The sequence below is a fragment of the Marinococcus halotolerans DSM 16375 genome, from assembly GCF_000420725.1.
In the GTDB taxonomy this organism is placed as follows: domain Bacteria; phylum Bacillota; class Bacilli; order Bacillales; family Marinococcaceae; genus Marinococcus; species Marinococcus halotolerans.
Map to the genome: position 1 here is coordinate 204598 of NZ_ATVM01000002.1, position 19177 is coordinate 223774.

At 49.7% G+C, this 19177-nt stretch carries 17 protein-coding genes and 1 riboswitch; of the genes, 14 read left to right on the plus strand and 3 right to left on the minus strand.

The genetic code is table 11. The features are described from left to right. Positions 1-52: 52 nt before the first annotated feature. Positions 53-3286 (minus strand): DEAD/DEAH box helicase, encoded by a 3234-nt coding sequence (locus G548_RS0102470; RefSeq protein WP_022792571.1) that lies wholly within the window; start codon positions 3284-3286, stop codon positions 53-55. A gap of 160 nt (positions 3287-3446) precedes the next feature. On the opposite strand from G548_RS0102470, the gene G548_RS0102475 reads away from it, so the two are divergent. Further along, complete coding sequence (locus G548_RS0102475; protein ID WP_022792572.1) at positions 3447-4067, plus strand: HD domain-containing protein; 621 nt, start codon at positions 3447-3449, stop codon at positions 4065-4067. 43 nt (positions 4068-4110) lie between these two features. Here G548_RS0102475 and G548_RS0102480 read toward each other — a convergent pair whose 3' ends face one another. After that, positions 4111-4749 carry an HAD family hydrolase gene (locus G548_RS0102480; protein WP_022792573.1) on the minus strand — a complete coding sequence of 213 codons (639 nt, stop codon included), beginning with the start codon at positions 4747-4749 and terminating at the stop codon, positions 4111-4113. A 276-nt stretch (positions 4750-5025) separates the two neighbouring features. Here G548_RS0102480 and G548_RS0102485 point away from each other — a divergent pair, with 276 nt between their 5' ends. Then, positions 5026-6477, plus strand: a complete 1452-nt coding sequence (locus G548_RS0102485) for a SulP family inorganic anion transporter (RefSeq protein WP_022792574.1) — start codon at positions 5026-5028, stop codon at positions 6475-6477. A gap of 40 nt (positions 6478-6517) precedes the next feature. Beyond that, positions 6518-6943, plus strand: a complete 426-nt coding sequence (locus tag G548_RS0102490) for a universal stress protein (protein WP_022792575.1) — start codon at positions 6518-6520, stop codon at positions 6941-6943. 52 nt (positions 6944-6995) lie between these two features. Here the strand turns inward: G548_RS0102490 and G548_RS0102495 are convergent, their stop codons facing one another. Further along, on the minus strand, positions 6996-7886 hold the full coding sequence (locus tag G548_RS0102495) for a Cof-type HAD-IIB family hydrolase (RefSeq protein WP_022792576.1): 891 nt from the start codon (positions 7884-7886) through the stop codon (positions 6996-6998). 129 nt (positions 7887-8015) lie between these two features. Then, a riboswitch (purine riboswitch) is annotated at positions 8016-8113 on the plus strand. A gap of 62 nt (positions 8114-8175) precedes the next feature. On the opposite strand from G548_RS0102495, the gene G548_RS0102500 reads away from it, so the two are divergent. The 11 genes from G548_RS0102500 (at position 8176) to G548_RS0102550 (ending at position 19158) form a co-directional block, all read left to right on the plus strand. Then, positions 8176-9453, plus strand: a complete 1278-nt coding sequence (locus G548_RS0102500; protein ID WP_027847154.1) for an NCS2 family permease — start codon at positions 8176-8178, stop codon at positions 9451-9453. A gap of 188 nt (positions 9454-9641) precedes the next feature. Continuing rightward, the gene (locus G548_RS0102505; RefSeq protein WP_022792578.1) at positions 9642-10205 is read left to right on the plus strand and encodes an RNA polymerase sigma factor; all 564 of its coding nucleotides are present in this window, start codon (positions 9642-9644) and stop codon (positions 10203-10205) included. Next, entirely contained in the window at positions 10195-10968 is a 774-nt protein-coding gene (locus G548_RS0102510; RefSeq protein ID WP_022792579.1) for an anti-sigma factor, read from the plus strand. The genes G548_RS0102505 and G548_RS0102510 overlap by 11 nt, the downstream gene beginning before the upstream one ends. Before the next feature lie 176 nt (positions 10969-11144). Next, a complete protein-coding gene (locus tag G548_RS0102515) occupies positions 11145-12536 on the plus strand; it encodes a hypothetical protein (RefSeq protein WP_022792580.1) in 1392 nt (463 codons plus the stop codon). A gap of 65 nt (positions 12537-12601) precedes the next feature. After that, positions 12602-13903, plus strand: coding sequence for an ABC transporter substrate-binding protein (locus G548_RS0102520; RefSeq protein WP_022792581.1), 1302 nt, complete (start codon positions 12602-12604; stop codon positions 13901-13903). Next, entirely contained in the window at positions 13884-14738 is an 855-nt protein-coding gene (locus G548_RS17160; protein WP_022792582.1) for an ABC transporter permease subunit, read from the plus strand. The genes G548_RS0102520 and G548_RS17160 overlap by 20 nt, the downstream gene beginning before the upstream one ends. A 1-nt stretch (position 14739) precedes the next feature. Next, a complete protein-coding gene (locus G548_RS0102530) occupies positions 14740-15522 on the plus strand; it encodes an ABC transporter permease (RefSeq protein WP_022792583.1) in 783 nt (260 codons plus the stop codon). A 12-nt stretch (positions 15523-15534) separates the two neighbouring features. After that, entirely contained in the window at positions 15535-16455 is a 921-nt protein-coding gene (locus tag G548_RS17165; RefSeq protein ID WP_022792584.1) for an ABC transporter ATP-binding protein, read from the plus strand. Positions 16456-16470: 15 nt separating this feature from the next. Continuing rightward, the gene (locus G548_RS17170) at positions 16471-17136 is read left to right on the plus strand and encodes a TVP38/TMEM64 family protein (protein WP_022792585.1); all 666 of its coding nucleotides are present in this window, start codon (positions 16471-16473) and stop codon (positions 17134-17136) included. Further along, entirely contained in the window at positions 17133-17738 is a 606-nt protein-coding gene (locus tag G548_RS0102545; RefSeq protein WP_022792586.1) for a CDP-alcohol phosphatidyltransferase family protein, read from the plus strand. Before G548_RS17170 ends, G548_RS0102545 begins: the two co-directional genes overlap by 4 nt. Further along, on the plus strand, positions 17725-19158 hold the full coding sequence (locus G548_RS0102550; RefSeq protein ID WP_022792587.1) for a dihydrolipoyl dehydrogenase family protein: 1434 nt from the start codon (positions 17725-17727) through the stop codon (positions 19156-19158). Before G548_RS0102545 ends, G548_RS0102550 begins: the two co-directional genes overlap by 14 nt. Positions 19159-19177: the final 19 nt, after the last annotated feature.

Consider the following 19177-nt stretch of genomic DNA (forward strand, 5'->3'; position numbering starts at 1 on the left):
TCTGCTTCTTTAGTTTATATGGGCGACTCTCCTCCAGAGCCTGCGCCGTTGTTCAGGTTTCCTGCGCTTTTCCTGTCAGCAGGAGGCGGAGGTCGTTTTCGCTCAGCGTGTTCAGGCTGGTCTGTTCGTCGGTGATGACCTGGTCATACAGGTGGCGTTTTTCCTCCTGCATGTGCTGGATTTTTTCTTCGATGGTTTCATGAGTGATAAGACGGATTACCTGCACTGTTCTGGTCTGGCCGAGACGGTGGGCGCGGTCGGCTGCCTGCATCTCCACCGCCGGATTCCACCATAGGTCATATAAAACTACGGTATCTGCCCCGGTAAGGTTGAGGCCGGTTCCGCCGGCACGCAGGGAAATCAGGAAGACATCCGGACCTTCTTCTTCGTTGAAGGCTTCAGCAAGGCGCACCCGTTCCTCTCCCGGAGTGCTTCCATCAAGATAATAGTAATCGATGCCTTCTTCAGCCAGACGGCTTTTGATAAGAGCAAGCATAGAGGTGAATTGGGAAAAAATAAGGATCCGCTGGCCGCCTGCTGCAGCTTCGTGAAGAATGCGTACGAGTTCTTCAAGCTTTCCCGAGGAGCTTTGGTAATCGGGCTCCACGAGTGAGGGGTGGCAGCAGATCTGTCGCAGACGGGTCAACAGGGAAAGAAGATGCATACGGTTGGCGTCTGCTCCTTCTTCAAGCAGGGTATCCGCTTCCTGCTGCACGTTTCGCAGCGTTTTTTTGTATATGTCCGCCTGGCTGGTTAACAGATCGCAGTAAGTCGTCGTTTCCACCTTTTCAGGCAGCTCCTGGAGCACTTCTTTTTTCGTGCGCCTCATAATAAAGGGAGAGGCTCTGTCTCTCACCTCTTCGGGACTCCAGGAAGAAAACAGTTTTTTGTTTGGAAACAGCCCGGGCATTACGACGCTGAATATCGCCCGCAGCTCATCAAGTCTGTTTTCCACCGGGGTTCCACTCAGGGCAAAGCAGTATTGGCCCCGAAGCTGCTTCACGGCTTTTGCCGTTTTGGATTCGGCGTTTTTGACCGCCTGGGCCTCGTCGAGCAGAATGCCGCGGAAAAACGTTTCTCCGTACCACTCAACGTCCCGGCGAATCAAAGGGTAGGAGGTAATGAAAATATCGCTCTGCTGCTGAATCTGCTGCTCCCGTTCTTTTTTGCTGCCGGAAACGACAGTCACTCTTAAGGATGGAAAAAAGCGTTTGGTTTCTTTTTTCCAGTTATATAAAAGCGAGGAGGGAGCGATGATTACAAACGGTTCTCCTTCCGGTTTTTCCCTGCACTCTGTCGCAATAAAGCCCAGCGCCTGCAGCGTTTTTCCAAGCCCCATATCGTCTGCCAGAATACCGCCAAAGCGGTAAGCGGCGAGCTGCTTCATCCACTGAATTCCTTCACGCTGATACGTCCGCAGCTTTACACCGAGCGGCTCGGCAAGCGCTGTATATTTTTCAGCAGCACGCCGGATGTTTTCAAGCATGTCATCAACATCAAGGGTCGTCTGCCAGCGGCGGGTGCCGGAGAGGTGTTTGTCCAGATTGAACGCCTGATGGGCCGGATAGCGCACTGAATCACCTTCTGCAGCCTGGTCCGGCTTTGGCATCTGCTGTAAGGCGCGGGCAAGGCGCTGCAGCAGGTCATCATCGAGAGGCACATACCGGTCGTCTTCTGTTTTATAGAATTCCTGTCCTTCCTGGAGCGCCTTCCAGATCCCGGGTGTTTCTAAAGCGCTGGTTACAGACGAGGTAAGCGACAGCTCCATCCATCCCTCATCGGCATGAATGTCGGAAAATAACGACAGGCTGTCCCCGGGGATAAGCATGTTTTCAACTTCCCCGCTCATGAAGATATCCATATACGGCCGCAGGGCTGCCAGCTCCTTTGATAAAAAACCAATAATATTTTTCGGGGAAGAGAGGACGAACCGGTCATGTTCCTGAAGGAACCCTTTTTGCTTCAGCCGTTGGAGCTGCAGATTTTCCTGCTGCCGGTCTCTTGGCATTAAATAGGACTCTTCGATAGACGAAACAGTATCCGCACGAAACGCACTGTACTCTTTAACTCCGTAACGGTAGATTAGCTCTCCGGTAATTTTCCCCCCGTGATCCTTTGAAAGATACAGGGCTGTCTGCAGCGGCTCGGTGTAGAGATTTTCCTGCAGATTTCCGTCCATTTCCAGGCAGTGGTGGTTCACTAACGGAGCGCCCCAGTTTAAAAAGGTATCGAGAAACTCCTGGCGGGAAAAAACAAGGCGCTGTCCTTGTGCCTGCATGAGCATTCGCTGGGCGAAAGCTGCGGTGCGCGCCAGTGTTTTTTCCGGGGAGTACAGCTGGCCGTCCCACAGACAGTATCTGCTGTCGCTGATAAAAAACGGCCCTTGCTGTTGCGGACTGGAAAAAATCAGCGTATCCGACTTCTGTTCATGATGTAGAAAAAACGAATACGGCCAATTTTCAGTTACGTGCCAGGGCCTTTCGCCATATGTATCTGTAATATAGGCATTCGGGCAGGCGCCTAGCAGGCCGAAAAGCTTTTCGACCGCATAAGGCGGTATCGCGATTTCCTTTTTTGATCCGCTTCTTGCTATCCACTGCTCCTGAAAGGAAGCCCCCCATTCCGCGTCCCGGAGCACGGAAGCAAGCAAATGAAGAACATGAAGATCTTCTTCGGAAAAGTAGTGGGAAACAGGATCAAATGTTAAAGAAGGAGCCAGACGGAAGGGAGAATCGCTTTTCATTGCTTCAATAAACTGATAAATGTTTTTCACGGCGTATCGCTGATTTTCCCCAATATTCACCTGGACGACTGGGAATAAAACGTCGGGTCTCCGGTTATCGAGGGGAAAAGAGATTAAAAAGTCAGCATGTATCTGTGTGCCCACATCCTCCACCCGTGACTGAAAGGGTGAAAAATGCTCCAGGAACTGGTCTTTCACTGTATCGGTGCCGGCCGGCACTGCAGAGCCGGGCGAAGCAGGCGGGCCGGTGAAGGCAGGAGCTTCGAGCAGCAGGGCAATGAGATGGCGGCAGGGAGCAGACGAGGAATGATAAAAACGATCGCAGGAACAGTACATTTCCTGAATGGTGTGGCTCGTGTCAATGGCCATAAAGACGTCTTCCGGAAAAGGAGTATCCTTTACGACTGCTTCAATCTGCCGGGTCTGCATAAGGGTTTCTTCTGTCATATGGGCAATTTTATATAAATCATACAGTCGTTTTCCTTCTAAGTATGTAGTTTCATCGGTCATCTGGCGGATAGCGTCCGGGGCAAATAAAGCCAATCTTCATCCTCCTTGCAACGCTGGAAATACTATCTTCCGTACGTTTTTCCTTGCCCGTATTTTAGCATATTACTACCTGAAAAAGGGAATAAAAGTACATACAATCACGCCTGCAGCAGGTATAATGTAAAGAAAGAGATCGTCGGAAGGGGAGGTTCTTATGGATATCAGGGAGCTGATTCATGAAGCAAAACAGGAGGCTTGGGCGTTTTTTGCCCATACAGATCCCGCGCATGACTATTGGCATACCGAGCGGGTCGCGGCACTTGCAGGAGATATTGCCGAAAAAGAAGGGGCAGACCCTGATATATGTATCCTGGCAGCCTGGCTTCATGACATAGGGGATGAAAAGCTTCTCGGAGAAGGAGAAGACGGAGAAGAAAAAATCATGCGCTGGCTGGAGCATAACGGGGCTGGGGAAGAATTAAAGCAGCATGTTATGCAGATTGTTTCTTCTATTTCCTTTAGGCATCATAAGGAACGGGCCCCGGAGACCCTTGAGGGAAAAGTAGTTCAGGATGCGGACCGCCTGGATGCTCTCGGTGCTATTGGAATTGCCCGGACTTTTGCATATACCGGACACATCCATCAGCCGCTTCACGACCCCCGCCCAGAGTACCGGAACGAGCGGAACAGCGCCATTCAGCACTTTTTTGATAAACTGCTGAGACTCAAAGGGATGATGAACACGGATACAGGTCTTGCCATTGCTACGAAACGCCAGCGGTTTATGGTCAGTTATCTGGAGGAATTTTACAGCGAATGGGAAAGAAAGGCATAAAATTAGGGCTGGCCGATTTAACGGCCAGCCCTTTTTATATTTATCAGGACGGTGCGTTTGTAACGTATTCCAAAATTTCTTCCGGACGTTCAAAACGAAGTGTAGGGGAAGTGTTTTCCGGGTGAACAGCGCCCCAGCCGGCTAAACCAAAAGCAGTGCCCGCTTTTTCAGCACTTTCACTGTCATGCTGCGTGTCGCCAATATAGATAGTATTGGAAGCCTCCGCTCCGCTTGTTTCCATGAAGGCCCGGAGCGGCTCCGGAGAAGGCTTATGATGAGTAGTGTCGTCGGCACTGATAATGTAAGAAGCAAACTGCTGGAGCCCGAATGGTTTCATTTCATGCTCAAAGGCCTCGCGTGTCTTAGAGGTGACGATACCAACCTGATAGCCCTGGATATTCAGGCCCTCGAGCAGCTCCTGGATGCCGGGGAAAATATCAATTAAAAACCGGTTGTCCTCGAGATACTCCGCCCATTTTTCCTGGACCGTCCGGCGTTCATCTGCCTGCAGGCCCAACCGGTTTAAGACGTCCACCTCCGGCATGCCAAGCAGCGGACGCAGATTTTCGTTTTCAATAACTTCCCCCGTGGTTTCCTCCACAGCACGCCTCAGTGATTTAATAATGGCGTCCTCTGTATTAATAAGCGTTCCATCTACATCAAAAACAAAAGTACCGTACATATTGACTCCTCCTAATAAATATCTCGCTACTTGGTTTTCCCGAGTTTTCCTGTTTTCAATCAATGGAAAAAGCCTGGTGTGAAAGAGCGCTTACAGAAAAACTTTTATGTAATCTATTGAAAAATTATTATGATATGCTACACTTTGTTGGTTCGTGACGTTGGCTTTCATACAGATGAAAGCCTGAAAAAAGAAAGCATGTGAGGCGCGCAACAGGCCGGAATGCCCGCATGCACCAAGGATAAAGAGTCTGAAAAAAAGAGAGGAGAAAAAAGTTTGAATTTTTCACAACTGAAAATGGAGTGGCTCGGAAACATTAAAGGGGACGTGCTGGCAGGGATTGTCGTTGCACTCGCTTTAATACCGGAGGCAATCGCCTTTTCAATTATTGCCGGCGTAGACCCACAGGTTGGGCTTTATGCTTCTTTCAGCATGGCGGTAATGATTGCAATTGTAGGCGGAAGGCCCGGGATGATCTCAGCAGCAACGGGGGCTATGGCTCTTTTGATGGTTTCATTGGTTGCTGATCATGGCCTGCAGTATTTGCTTGCGACCACCATATTAACTGGAATCATTCAGCTTCTGATTGGTTTTAGTGGACTGGCCCGCTGGATGAAATTTATTCCAAGGTCGGTGATGGTAGGATTTGTGAATGCTCTCGCTATCTTAATTTTCCTTGCCCAGATAGAGCATTTCCGGGGAAATGGCTTTTGGCCGTTTGTTTTGGCTGGTATTACCCTTGTCATTATTTACTTGTTTCCAAAGCTTACCGGGGCCGTGCCTTCAACGCTTGTAGCTATCATTATTGTGAGTATGGTGGCAGTCTTTGGAGGTATTAATGCCAGTACAGTAGGAGACATGGGAACACTTCCAAGTTCATTTCCTGTGTTTCTTCTTCCAGATATACCTCTGACGTTTGAAACACTGATGATCATTCTGCCATACGCCCTGTCATTATCTGTGGTTGGCTTATTGGAATCACTGCTGACTGCGACCATCGTAGACGATATGACAGATACAGAAAGTAACAAGAACCAGGAAGCTCGTGGACAGGGGATTTCCAACGTCGTTACTGGCTTCTTCGGCGGTATGGCCTCCTGTGCGATGATCGGCCAGTCAGTAATTAACGTAAAATCAGGCGGCAGCGGCAGACTTTCTGCTTTTGTAGCGGGTGTAGTTCTGTTGTTTCTGATACTCGTTCTTCAGGGGCTTGTTGTTCAGATTCCAATGGCAGCACTTGCCGGCGTTATGATTATGGTGTCGATCAGCACCTTCGACTGGGGATCGCTTCCAATGCTTGCGAAAGCACCTAAAACGGACTCTATTGTTATGATCATTGTGGTTGCCACAGTTGTTTATACGCATAATCTTGCGATCGGCGTGGGGGCCGGTGTTATTTTGAGTGCTATCTTCTTCGCAGCTAAAATTTCAAAGGTTCATGTGAGTAAAACCGTTAGGGATGAAACGACACGGGTGTATCACGTGGACGGCCCATTGTTTTTCGCTTCAGTAACTGACTTTGTGAAGAGCTTTGATTACAAAGAGAATTTCGATAGAGTGGAAATTGATCTATCACGGACCCACCTGTGGGATGACTCTGCGGTCGAAGCGATTGAAAAAGTCAGACTGAAGTTTAAACAGGAAGGCACCAAGGTACACTTTACGGGCATTAACGAGGAAAGCTCGGAATTAATGCGCAAGCTTGAAGGAATGTCTTCCGGTCATTAATAAATAAGTTAAGGATATAGAACTGTTAATGGAGAGGGGAATGTCTGTGTACCAGAAAGTGTTACTCGCAGCAGATGGATCCGATCATGCCCGCCGTGCTTCAGGGCATGCGGTAAAGCTATTAAGAAATGTGCCGGATGGAAAGCTGGATGTCATTTATATTATTGATAAAGATCAATCCAAATCGGACGTGCTGCATTACGGAAACAAAGAAATTATTCAGATGAAGCGCCGGGAACAGCTTGAAGATCTCGAAAACGACCTGAAGGAAGCGGGTATTTCTTATGAGGTTCATATCGAGCACGGGGAGCCGGGACCGACCATTGTCTCCTTTGCGAACAGCGGAGCGTATGACTGCCTTGTGATTGGGAGCCGGGGGCTTAACCAGCTGCAGACGATGGTACTTGGCAGCGTCAGCCACAAAGTGGTGAAGCGTGTGCAATGTCCGGTGCTTGTCGTAAAATAAAACCGTCTGCTGTGGCAAAAGCCGCAGCAGACGGTTTTTTTATTGCATGTTTTTAATGCGGCTCTGCCTTTCGTTTCGTGGAAGATAGCACATAGTCATATACGGCCTGAGCGACTCCGTGATCATCATTATGACTCGTTTCTTCATCCGCAAGCAGCTTTACATCCTGTTCGGAGTTTTCCATCGCGATGGCAGTGTCGGCGTAGCGGAACATGGATACGTCGTTAAAGTTGTCACCGATCGCAAACGTGACCGCATCCTCCCAGCCTGCCTGTATACGCAGGTGATGGAGACCGGCCCCTTTTTCAGTATTTGGATGCATAAACTCCAGGTTGTCCCGGCCTGAAGACGTAATGGAAACGTCCTGGCGGATTTTCCACGCGCTCCGGACGGCAGCAAGCTTATCCTCAAGCGGGGAAAGCATCAAAAATTTATAAACGTGTACATCTTCGGCCTCAATGTCTTCGAGTGAGCGGAGCTGGTGCATATGGAAGCGTCCGGTATTGTACTCTTCTTTACGTTTAAAATCTGCCATGCGGTCTTCATAGTCGTCTTCTTCTTTTACGAGCTCATGAGCATCCTCCATAAAATACTGCCAGCCCTTTGGCATATAAAACATGCCTTTATTTGTGTAAACGTGAAAATAGACGCCAAAGTCTTCAAGCGACTGCACGACGCGGAGCGCTGTTTCCTTTTCCATGACGTTTTCGTATACAATGGAGCGGCCCTGGTTTACGATGGCCCCGTTCAGCGAAACGATGCCATCAGCTTTAACTCCGGCGTCTTCAAGCAGATGTTCAACGTCTTCAATCCCTCTGCCGGTTGCAATGACAAGCTTGTGTCCTTCAGTCCTTAACCGGTTTAACGCCTTAGCGTTCTGTTCAGATATATATTTTTTTGAATGGAGAAGAGTACCGTCCATATCAATTGCTACTACATTCATTCCAGTCACCTCTTATGTAACGCCCTTGGCGTCCGAATTATACATTCAGAATAACACGAAATTCCAAACGGAAGTTAATAATAGTTGACGAACTGGCCGGAAGAAGCTATACTCCTTAATTGGAAGATAATTTGACAAACAAAAAAGACTCGTATAATCGAACGGACTGGGTTCGATGTTTCTACCGGGAGCCGATTTTCCCGACTACGTGTCTCTGTGTGATCCTTCACGCAGGGGCACTTTTTTATGGTTAAAAATCATATACGGGAAGCTAAAGGAGAATGAAATCATGCTAAAAAAATTATTTCAGCTGGAGGACCATCAGACGACGGTAAAAAAAGAATGGACGGCGGGGTTAACGTCTTTCTTTACTATTGCTTATATATTAATCATCAATCCGGCTATTCTATCTGATACAGGAATGCCGTACGAATTCGCCCTCCTGGCTACAGCGCTCGTGACAGCTGTTGGGTGTCTGCTTATCGGGCTGTGGGGCAATGCCCCGATCATTTTGACACCGGGCATGGGAGTGAATGCCTTTTTCGCGTACACGCTCGTGATTGGAATGGGCTGGACGTGGCAGCAGGGACTTGCGATTGTCCTTCTTTCGGGGGTGCTGTTTTTAATAACAGCGTTAACGCCGCTTGCAGGAAAGCTGGCAAAAGCGGTGCCACTGTCGCTCAAGCAGGGCATTACAGTCGGTATCGGGGTGTTTTTAACCTTTATCGGCCTACAGAAGGGCGGACTCGTGCAGGGGGACGAGGAAACCTTTGTAGCCCTCGGTAACCTGGCAGAGCCGGCTGCGATGCTGACGCTTTTTGGCCTGGTGATCATGCTGATGCTTGTCGTCCGTAAAGTGAAGGGGGCTTTTCTCATCGGCATTGCGGTCATCTCGCTTGCCGCAGGCCTGTTTGGAATCAGCAGCGGCAGCGCAGGAGAAAAGGTGGCAGCCACCGGTGATTACGCCTCAGTATTCACTGCAGCTGACTTTTCTGCGTGGTCGTCTATTCCGTTTTGGACGGCGGTATTTTCTCTGACTATGATTATCGTGTTTGAAAGCATGGGGCTCTTACACGGACTGCTGGAGCGAAAAGAAAAGTTTGGCCGTTCCTATCAGGCAGCAGCAGTCACGGCGTTTGGCAGTGGTTTTCTCGGCACATCACCGACAATTCCGGCCGCAGAAAGCGCTGCAGGAGTGGCAGAAGGAGGAAAGACAGGGCTCACGGCGGTTGTAACCGGCCTGCTGTTTTTGGTGGCGCTCCTGTTCACGCCGCTCTTAGGATTTATTCCTGAAAGTGCAATTGCTCCTGTTCTGATTATTGTTGGAGGGATGATGGTGCAGGAAATCCGTCATATTTCCTTTGATGATGCCTCCGAATGGTTCCCGGCCTATTTGGTTATCGGGATCATTCCGCTCACGTATTCCATTGCCGACGGCATAGCCTTTGGCTTTATAGCCTACCCGCTTCTGAAGATGGCACTTGGAAGCCCCCGGGCCGTTTCGCCGGTAATGTACGCTATTTCATTTCTTTTTTTCCTTCATTATGTATTTACCTACATGGTGTAACCCCCGCCTTTCGGGCGGGATTTTTTTTATTGGCAGAAGTGATAAAAACGCTTACGATAGATGAAGAAGATGCATACACCATAGAATTACATACATTTTTTCGAGGAGAAGAGATCCAATACGGGGTGCGTTGCGTAAGCTGAGTACATATCTCTTTTCCCACGCATTTTGAAAAAAGGAGAAGGCCTATGTCGAAGTTATCGGATAACGATTTATATGAGCGCATACGAGAGCGTGACAGAGAAGCGCTCGAACTACTGTATGATCGTTACGAACGGCTGCTTTATTCATTCGCCTACAGAATGACTAAAGACCAGCAAATAGCCGAAGAGATCATGCAGGATGTTTTTATGAAAATATGGCAGGGGAAGGGAAGTGCCGTCTATCAGAAAGATAAAGGGTCGCTTTCGTCCTGGCTGCTTACAATTACACGCAACGCCTCGATTGATGCCATCCGCCGGAGAAAACCGGAAGTGGAATGGGACCCGAGGGATTCGAAAGAGGAAACGACAGGGGTGGAAGAGCAGGTGGAGCTGAAAGAAAGCAACGAAGAGCTCGAGCAGGCAATCGCGCTTCTTTCAGAGGAACAACAAAAAATTGTCCGCCTGTTTTATTTTCAGGGGCTGTCCCAGCGTAAGATTGCAGAGTCCTGTGATATACCGCTTGGTACTGTAAAGGGCCGCATCAGGCTCGCCCTAAAAAAATTAAAAGAGCACCTCTCCAGGGAACGGAGGGTTGATTATGGCGAATAATAAACAAGACTGGTTGTTTGATTATATAAATGGTCTTTTGACCACAGAACAGGAGCGGGAGTTTGAAGCCTGGCTCGAAACGGATGAAGAAACGAGGCAGGAGCTTGAGGAAATGCAGGCGATCATGGGAGAGCTGCCCCGGCACATCGAATCGCAGGACCCGCCGGCCGGGATGAAAAACCGGGTCATGGACCATGTCGTGGGAAGAGAGCCGGAAGAAAAAATCACGACGGCAAAACCAAAAAGAAAATGGAGCGCTGTGGCAGGCGCATTGGCCGCTGTACTGCTTGCTTCCATAGGCACCAACGTCTATCTTGGCACACAGTGGCAGCAGGCAGCAGAAGAACGCGAAGAACTCGCGGGAGACCTTGGAGAGATGCAGACAGCTCTTTCCGAGCTTGAAGATTCTTCACAGGAAACGGGCGAAGTAATTGCTTCACAGGAGTTTGCCGCTACAGAAAATTCCCAGGGAAGCGGAAGGGTTACGCTTCTTAATACAGAGCAGCAGGGAGAAATGGCTGTGCACGTAGAAGGCCTCGAAAATCTTGATAATAGTGAAGTCTATCAGGTGTGGATGGTTGGTGACGGCAACCAGATGGTTCCGGCCGGATCATTTACAACTAATGAAGATGGAAGCGGTTCGCTTGTGTTTCCTTCGGATGCAGTGAATGAAGATTGGAATGCCGTAGCTATTACGAGAGAACCGGAGCCGGACAACGAAGCACCTGAGGGAGAAGTGGTGCTTGAAGCTCCGTTTTCTTAAAGACCGAAAAAGACCGGAAATTTTTTCTGGTCTTTTTTTACATCACAAATTGCTTTTATGCCAGTGGTTCTGGAAGATTGAATCACAGGAAAATTCACGAAATGTTCACAAAATATGATCCATCCATGTATTTGTTTCGTTAGCTGAATGAAACCAAATATAAGGGGGATTCATTCATGTACATCAACTGGAAACGCACCGCCATTGCCCTGCCGTTATCTGCCGCCGTCATTATTCCGGCAGCACCGGGAATTGCTTCTGCCGACAGCCACGACGGTCACGATGATATGGAAATGTCAGAGGAAATGATGACTTCGGTAGCGACACCGGCCGGAGACCTCCGGGCCCAGCTCGATCACTATCTTTCAGAACACGCCTATCTGGCAGTAACGACGATGCAGAAAGGGGCGGACGGAGCAGATGATTTTGAAGAATCCGCCGCTGCATTAGAAGCAAATACAAAGGATCTTTCAAGCACTATCACGTCCGTTTACGGGGAAGAAGCGGGTACACAGTTTGAAGAAATGTGGAGCGAACACATTGGCTACTTTGTGGATTATGTGGAAGCAACAGGAGCGGAGGACGAAGAAGCAAAACAGGAAGCGCTCGACAATCTTGGAAACTATCAGACAGAGTTTTCAGAGTTTCTTGACAGCGCTACTGAAGGCGGACTTGAAGCCGACGCAGCTGCAGAAGGTCTCGGGATGCACGTGGATCAGCTGATCGGCGCTTTTGACAGCTACGTTGCAGGCGATTATGAACAAGCCTACAGCATGTCAAGTGATGCCATTGAGCACATGTATGGTGTGAGCGAAGGCTTATCAGGCGCAATTGCCGCCCAGTTCCCGGAGGAGTATGACAACACCACACCGGACACCCCGGCGGTTGATCTTCGTTCGGACCTGAATTTCCTGCTTTCAGAACACGCAGCACTCGCTGTAACGACGATGCAGAAGGGCGCCGCCGGAGCGGAAGACTTTGGAGCGGCTGCAGGGATTCTGAACCAGAATACGCAGGAGCTCTCTGATACGATTGCTTCCGTTTACGGGGAGGAAGCCGGAGAACAGTTTGAAGAAATGTGGAGCGAACACATCGGCTACTTTGTCGATTATGTGGAAGCAGCAGGAGCAGAGGACGAGGAAGCAAAGCAGGAAGCGCTCGACAACCTCGGAAACTACCAGACAGAGTTTTCTGAATTCCTGGCAGGGGCTACCGAAGGCGAACTGGAGGCAGAAGGACTGTCTGAAGGTCTCGGGATGCACGTGGATCAGCTGGTCGGTGCTTTTGACAGCTATACAATGGGCGAGTACGACAGTGCCTATGAAGATACACGCGAAGCTTACGGCCATATGTTCGGCGTGAGTGAAGGTCTTTCCGGCGCGATTGTGGCACAGTATCCGGAGAATTTTGAAGAAAGCTCTTCTGATGAAGCCATGCCGGAAGAAATGCCTCAAACCGGCCTTGGCGGCTCAGAGCAGAACGTGAGTCCGTGGGGGATTGCTGCCGGCAGCATGGCGCTCATTCTGGCTGGAATTGCTGTAACGAAACGCCGCCGCGAAGAAGCGTAGCATTTATTTTCAAACAGGCTGTCCTGCAGAGGGCAGTCTTTTTGTGCGCAGGGGGCAAAAATGGTATGCATGAGATACTAATAAAAGGGAAAAGAAACAATGCATGGAATGTGCGCAAGGGAAGGGAGAAAGTGAAGCAGATGAATTGGAAAATAATCGCAGCAGCAGGGTCGATGCTTACAATTGCAGGATGCTCCGGAGGTTCAGGAGGAGACGGGGCATCGTGGGAGGAAGAGGAGTGGCAGGATATTGAGGAAGAAGCTGCTGGAACTACTGTGGAATTACATATGTGGGGCGGGGACCAGGGGACCAATGAATACATAGATGAATGGGTGGCTCCGCGCCTGGAGGAACAGTATGACATTACGCTGAACCGGAATCCGATTGAAACAGAAGACGCGCTGCAAAATCTTTATTCTGAAAAAGAGGCGGGAACCGAAGACGGGACAATGGATATCATCTGGCTGAATGGGGAGAATTTCCGTAATGCAAAGGAAAACAAGCTTTTATACGGCTCCTTTGCAGATGCACTCCCAAACGTTGAAAATCATATTGATATGGAGGCCGATACAAACGCATACGATTTCGGTACGCCGGTTGAAGGAATGGAAGTCCCATGGGGATCGGTGCAGTTTACCTTCATGTATGATACTGAAAAGGTGGATACGCCGCCGGACAGTATTGAAGAGCTTGCTGCCTGGGTGAAGGACAACCCGGGAGAGTTCACGTATCCGGAAGCGACCGACTTTACCGGGAATGCGTTTTTGCGCCATTTTATTTATAATAACGTCGAAGCCGAAGAAGTTATTGAACAGGGCTATGATGAAGAATGGATTGATGAACAAACAGGCAGTATGTGGAAGACCCTGCGGGAGATGGAACCGGATTTATGGAGAGACGGCAAGACGTATCCATCGACGCTCAGCCAGCTGGACCGGCTGTACCGGGACGGCGAAGTATCTATGACCATGGGCTACAATGAAGCGAGAGCGGAAAGCCTGATCCAGGACGGCACGTTTCCGGAAACAACGGACACGTTTGTATTTGACAACAATTCGATAGGAAACACCCATTATTTGTCCATTCCTTTTAACAGCACAAACGTACCGGGAGCGATGGCTGCGATCAATTACTTAGTGTCGCCGGAAGCTCAGCTGCAAAAACAGGCGCCGTCAATGTGGGGAGACAGCACCGTTCTTGATCTTGATACGCTCTCTGAAAAGAGGCGCCGGGAATTTATTGAACAGGACCGCGGGGAGTCCGTGCTGGATACCGAAGTGCTAAACAATGCTTATCAGCCGGAAATGGATGCGGGCTATGTAGAATGGACCGAGGACCGGTGGGAAAATGAAATTGTTCAAAAGTAAAAGCATGGTAGTTATGCTTTTGCCGGCGCTTCTTGTTACGGCTGGTCTTTCATTTTACGCGGTCGCAGTACTTTGGATGCGGCTGGGCGCAGAAGAGAGTCCGTTAGCTGTCCTTAATGACATAGCTTCTCTGCCTTCTTTTTGGGAAAGCCTCAGCTTCAGTCTTGGAGTGACGACTCTCTCCACCCTGCTTTCTCTGGGGATCGGGGTGGCGGCCTCTAAACTGCTGTTTGGAAAAAAGCGAAGCGCCGGCGCCGGTGCGCTGTTCTGGATTCCGATGGCAGTGCCCCATTTTGTGGGAGCGTATCTGGTCATCTGGTTTTTTTCACAGAGCGGGTGGACGGCCTCTCTCACACAGCAGCTGGGATGGATCGATAATAGAACAGATTTCCCAATTCTCACAAATGACACTAGCGGCATCGGCATCGTTTTATCCTACGTATGGAAAGAAGTGCCTTTTGTTGTGCTGATGACAGCGCCGGTCTACCTGGAAATGAATAATTCGGTAAAGCATGCGGTGGCAACGCTTGGCGGCGGATTCCTCCGTCAATTTAAAGACGCGGAATGGCCTTATTTAAAAGCAGTAACCCTGGAAACGGGCGTAATCCTGTTTGCGTTTGTATTCGGCGCCTTTGAAGTGCCGGGGCTGGTGGGGGCGACCCGTCCGGAAATGATTGGTGTAACCATTTTTGAGTGGTACAGCGGCGGAAACTGGGAGGAGCGGCCTTATGCTTACGCAGTATCGGCCTGGATCGGTGTGGTATTCATCACTCTCAGCGCACTTCTGATGTGGTATACCCGCCGGCTGCGCATCCGGATATGGAGGGGGGAGTAGCATGAAAAGAAAAGCAGCGGCAGCCGCTTTTGCGCTTTGCTTTGCAGTCCCTTTACTGGCGCTCATCATACAGAGCTTCGCAGCAAAATGGCCATTTGGGGAGATTTGGCCGCTGGCGTGGACGCTCGACGGCTGGAGATTGCCGTTTGGCGACCCGCTGCTTGCAGAGGCCTGGGGACGGACGATTCTTATTGCTTTATGTGTGGCGGCTCTAAACCTCGTGATTGGCATTCCGGCAGCTAAAGCGCTTGTTGTCCGGGAGTTCCGGGGAAAGGAGCTGATAGATGCCATGCTTTTAATTCCCGTGCTTCTTCCTGTTACCGCTCTTGCTGTCGGTCTGCACATTTTTGCTCTTCAGAGCGGTACAGCAAATACATGGTACGGGGTCGCTTTTTTTCATCTGCTCCCGACACTTCCGTACACGATTCGCATCATTCGTGCGGGCTATGAGCGGATAGGAAGAGGCCAGTATGAACAATCACGAAGCCTGGGCGGCGGGGCGGCCGCCAGATTTTTGCTGATTGAGCTTCCCCAGATGACTGCTTCTGTGCGTACAGCTGTCTTTTTTGCAGTTGTTATTTCTGTCAGTCAGTTTGCCCTGACTGTTATTATAGGAGGAGGAACGGTTACGACGATGGCGGTATTGTATTATCCGTATACAAACAGTGCGGCACCGTCAGCCGTCAGCGCCTTTTCATTAATGACAGCCGCGCTTCCAGCGGCAGCCGCGCTTGCTGCTGATGGAGTGCTGAGAGTTAGTACGAAAATTTTAAAATCGTGGTAGGAGCAGGGAGATATGTCATACGTTTCAATTCAAAAAGGAAGCAAGATCTATCAGGAAAACCAGGTGCTCCGGAATATAAACCTCGAGCTGAAAGAGGGGGAAAACCGGAGCCTGGTCGGGAAATCCGGCACAGGGAAATCGACGCTGTTACGCTGCATCGCCGGTATTGATTCGTTTTCAAGCGGTACGGTGATGATTGACGGGACAAATGTAAATGAAAGGCCGGCAGAGAAACGTCCTGTCGTTTTAATGTTCCAGCAGCCGCTGCTTTTTCCGCATTTAACGATTCTGCAGAACGTTACGTACGGCTTGAAGATGAAACGAACACCTAAAAAAGAACGAATGAAAGCCGGGAGACAGCTGCTTGAAAAAATGGAGATAGCAGGGCTTGAAGCACTGTATCCGTATCAATGCTCCGGAGGCCAGCAGCAGCGTGCAGCTCTTGCACGGGCAATAGCTGCAACACCAAAAGTACTGCTGCTTGATGAGCCGTTTTCGAGCCTGGACAGTTCCTTGCGTAAAACGATGCGCCGCTGGGTAAAAGCAGTACTTGAGCAGGAAAACATCACTTCAATGTTTGTCACGCACGACCGGGACGAGGCGTTTGACATGGGAGAGAGCGTCAGTGTGATGGCCGGCGGAGAAGTTATAGAAACGGGAAATCGGGACAAACTCATGCGGGCGCCGGAGCGGAAAGAGACTGCTTCACTGCTCGCAGATGGATGGTGGTTTCCGGAGAAGGGCTTTGTCCCGGCTGAAGCTTTGCGGGTAACAAAGGAAGCAGAGAAAAATTATTCCGCAGCTGAGGCAGGGCCTGTGAAAAAACAGTACGGCCTGTGGATTCAGACATTTTATGAAGTCGGGGGTGCCCAGTCTGTGACACTGGCTGTGAATGAACCATTTCACGGAAGAACATTTATAACCCCGGCTTGAAAAAGGAGACAGCGTATGAGCATTAAAAGTATTATAAAATATGTTGTCTTTCTGACAGCTGTTGTGACAATTGCCTGGCTGAACGCCGAAGTGTTCCGTTTCTCGCCGCAGGCGGTAAGGGATGAAATTCTAATACTCGGTGCATGGGCTCCTGCTATTTACATTGCCGCCTGTATGCTCCGGCCGCTTATTTTATTTCCAGCTTCGATCATGTCGCTTGCCGGCGGTCTCGCCTTCGGTCCGGCTCCAGGCGTGATGTACATTTTAATTGGCGGAACCAGCGGGGCTATACTCGCATACGGAGTCGGACGCCTGCTTGGGAAAGAATTGTTTCAGAAAAAAATTAAAGGGCGGATGGAAATCTGGCGCAGGAAGCTCGAAGCGGAAGGCTTTCGGGCAACGCTTTTGATGCGGCTGCTGCCCGTGTTGAATTTTGATCTTGTGAGCTATGTGTGCGGGTTGTCCAGGGTGAGTCTGTACTCCTATACTGCAGCTACCGTTATTGGACTGCTGCCGGGAGCGATAGGCTACAGCTTTTTAGGGTCAGGGCTGTTAACCGGGGAGTGGAGGTATATAGTGGGAGCAATCAGCGTTTTTGCAGCTCTTTTGATCGTAGTTGTCATTTTACGGAAAAAAGGGTATGAAAAGAATATAAACAACGTAAATGGGGAACTGCAATGATTGATACACACGCCCGGAAATGGGCAGACCCTGTCATAGATAAAACAGCCGACTGGTTTCTGAACCGGCGTTGGACAGCCAATCAGGTAACGGTTCTTGCATTTGGAATCGGTGTGCTTACCGGACCGCTTATTTATTTTGATGCCGCGTGGGCAGCCTTTATCTGCCTCTGGATTTCAGGGTTTTTAGATACCGTGGATGGGGCCATGGCGAGAAAAACCAGGCCTTCTGCGTTTGGGACAGTTCTTGATATTACGTTTGACCGCCTCGTGGAAGCGAGTGTTCTGCTCGGCCTTGCCTTCCGGTATCCGGATTTGATGTGGCTGCTGCTTTTATTAAGTGTCTCCATATTGTTTTCGATTACCGTGTTTTTAACAGTAGGAAATATGTCAGAACAAAGCGGGGTCAAATCGTTTTACTACCAGGCGGGACTCGCCGAACGAACCGAAGGATTTATTTTGTTTTCCCTCATGATGCTTTTTCCGGCTTTTTTACTGTATTCCACTGCTTTATTTTTATTTGTCGAAACATTTACCGGCCTGCAGAGGCTGCTGGAAGCAAAACGATTACTAAAGGAGCAGGATGAAAATGCCGCAGATTGATTACGATTTAATAGTTCTTGGGGGCGGATCCGGCGGACTGACCGTTGCCTCAGGAGCAGCGCAGTTTGGCATGAAAACCGCCCTGGTCGATGACCGCGAAAATCTCGGAGGCGAATGTCTGCATGCCGGGTGTATACCGTCGAAAGCATTTGTGACTGTAGGAAGAGAAGTCCAGAACGCGCGAAGGGCTGCAGCAGAGTTCGGCCTGCAGATGGATGGAAACGCAGATTTTGAACAGGTGAAAAAAAGAGTGCGGGATGCTGTAGCTGACGTGCAGGAGCTTGATGACGTAAGCGAATTTGAAGCGCTCGGTATCGATGTGTACATGCGGCGCGGAGAGTTTATGGATCCGCATCATTTGTATCTTGAGGATGGAAGCGTCATTGGCGGAAAAAGAATCGTGATCGCCACCGGCTCGAGTCCGAACGTGCCTCCAATTGAAAACCTGGAGCTTCTGCCTTACTACACGAACGAAACGATTTTCGAGGCGGAGAAGCTGCCGGAAAAACTGGTGTGTGTTGGAAGCGGCCCGGTAGGTATGGAACTTGCCCAGACGCTCGCACGAATCGGTTCTTCCGTGACTGCGGTAGACTCGGGGGATCGTATTTTTTCGAAAGAAGAAAAGGAAATTGCTGAACGGGCGCAGAAAGAATTAGAAAAGGAAATCCATTTCATCCCCAACAGCCGGGTGGTACGGCTCGAAAAAGAAAATGGGCGGGTATATGCTGTCACAGAAGGAGAAAGCGAACAGAAAATCGAAGCGGACGCTCTTTTGCTTGCGGCAGGGCGTGTGCCGAACACCAATAACATAGGATTAGAAAAAGCAGGTGTGAGGGTAAAGAAAGATAAGAGCATTGATATCTCGAATACCATGCAGACGTCTGTGCCGCATATCTACGCCGTCGGGGACGCCAGCGGAGGCTATATGTTTACGCACGCGGCCGGTATGGAAGGCCAGACCGTGGTCTCCAACGCTGTTTTCGGGCTGCGCCGGAAAATTAATTATAATGCGCTTCCCTGGGCGTATTACACCGAGCCGGAAATTTTTCATCTGGGTGTCACCGAGGAAGAAGCTAAACAGCTTGAAGGCGTAGATGCCCGTATTTATCGTATTGAAGGAAAGCAGGTGGACCGTTTTCTGGCTGAAGGCGACCCGGTTCCTTTAGTGAAAATTATTACCGACCAGAAAGGAAATATTATCGGAGCCCATGCTGTTGGACGCCATGCGGCTGATTGGATGCAGCAGGTTACCGCAGCAAAAACGTGGAAGAAGAAGCTGCGGTCCTTTTCGAGTGTAGTGTATCCGTATCCGGCCCACGGGGACATCGTAAAAAAAGCAGCGGATGAATACTGGCGGGAAGCTTTGTTTAACAGTCCCGTCAACAAGGTACTTAAAAAGTATGTAGCATGGTTTAGGTAATTGAAGAGACAGAGGAGGA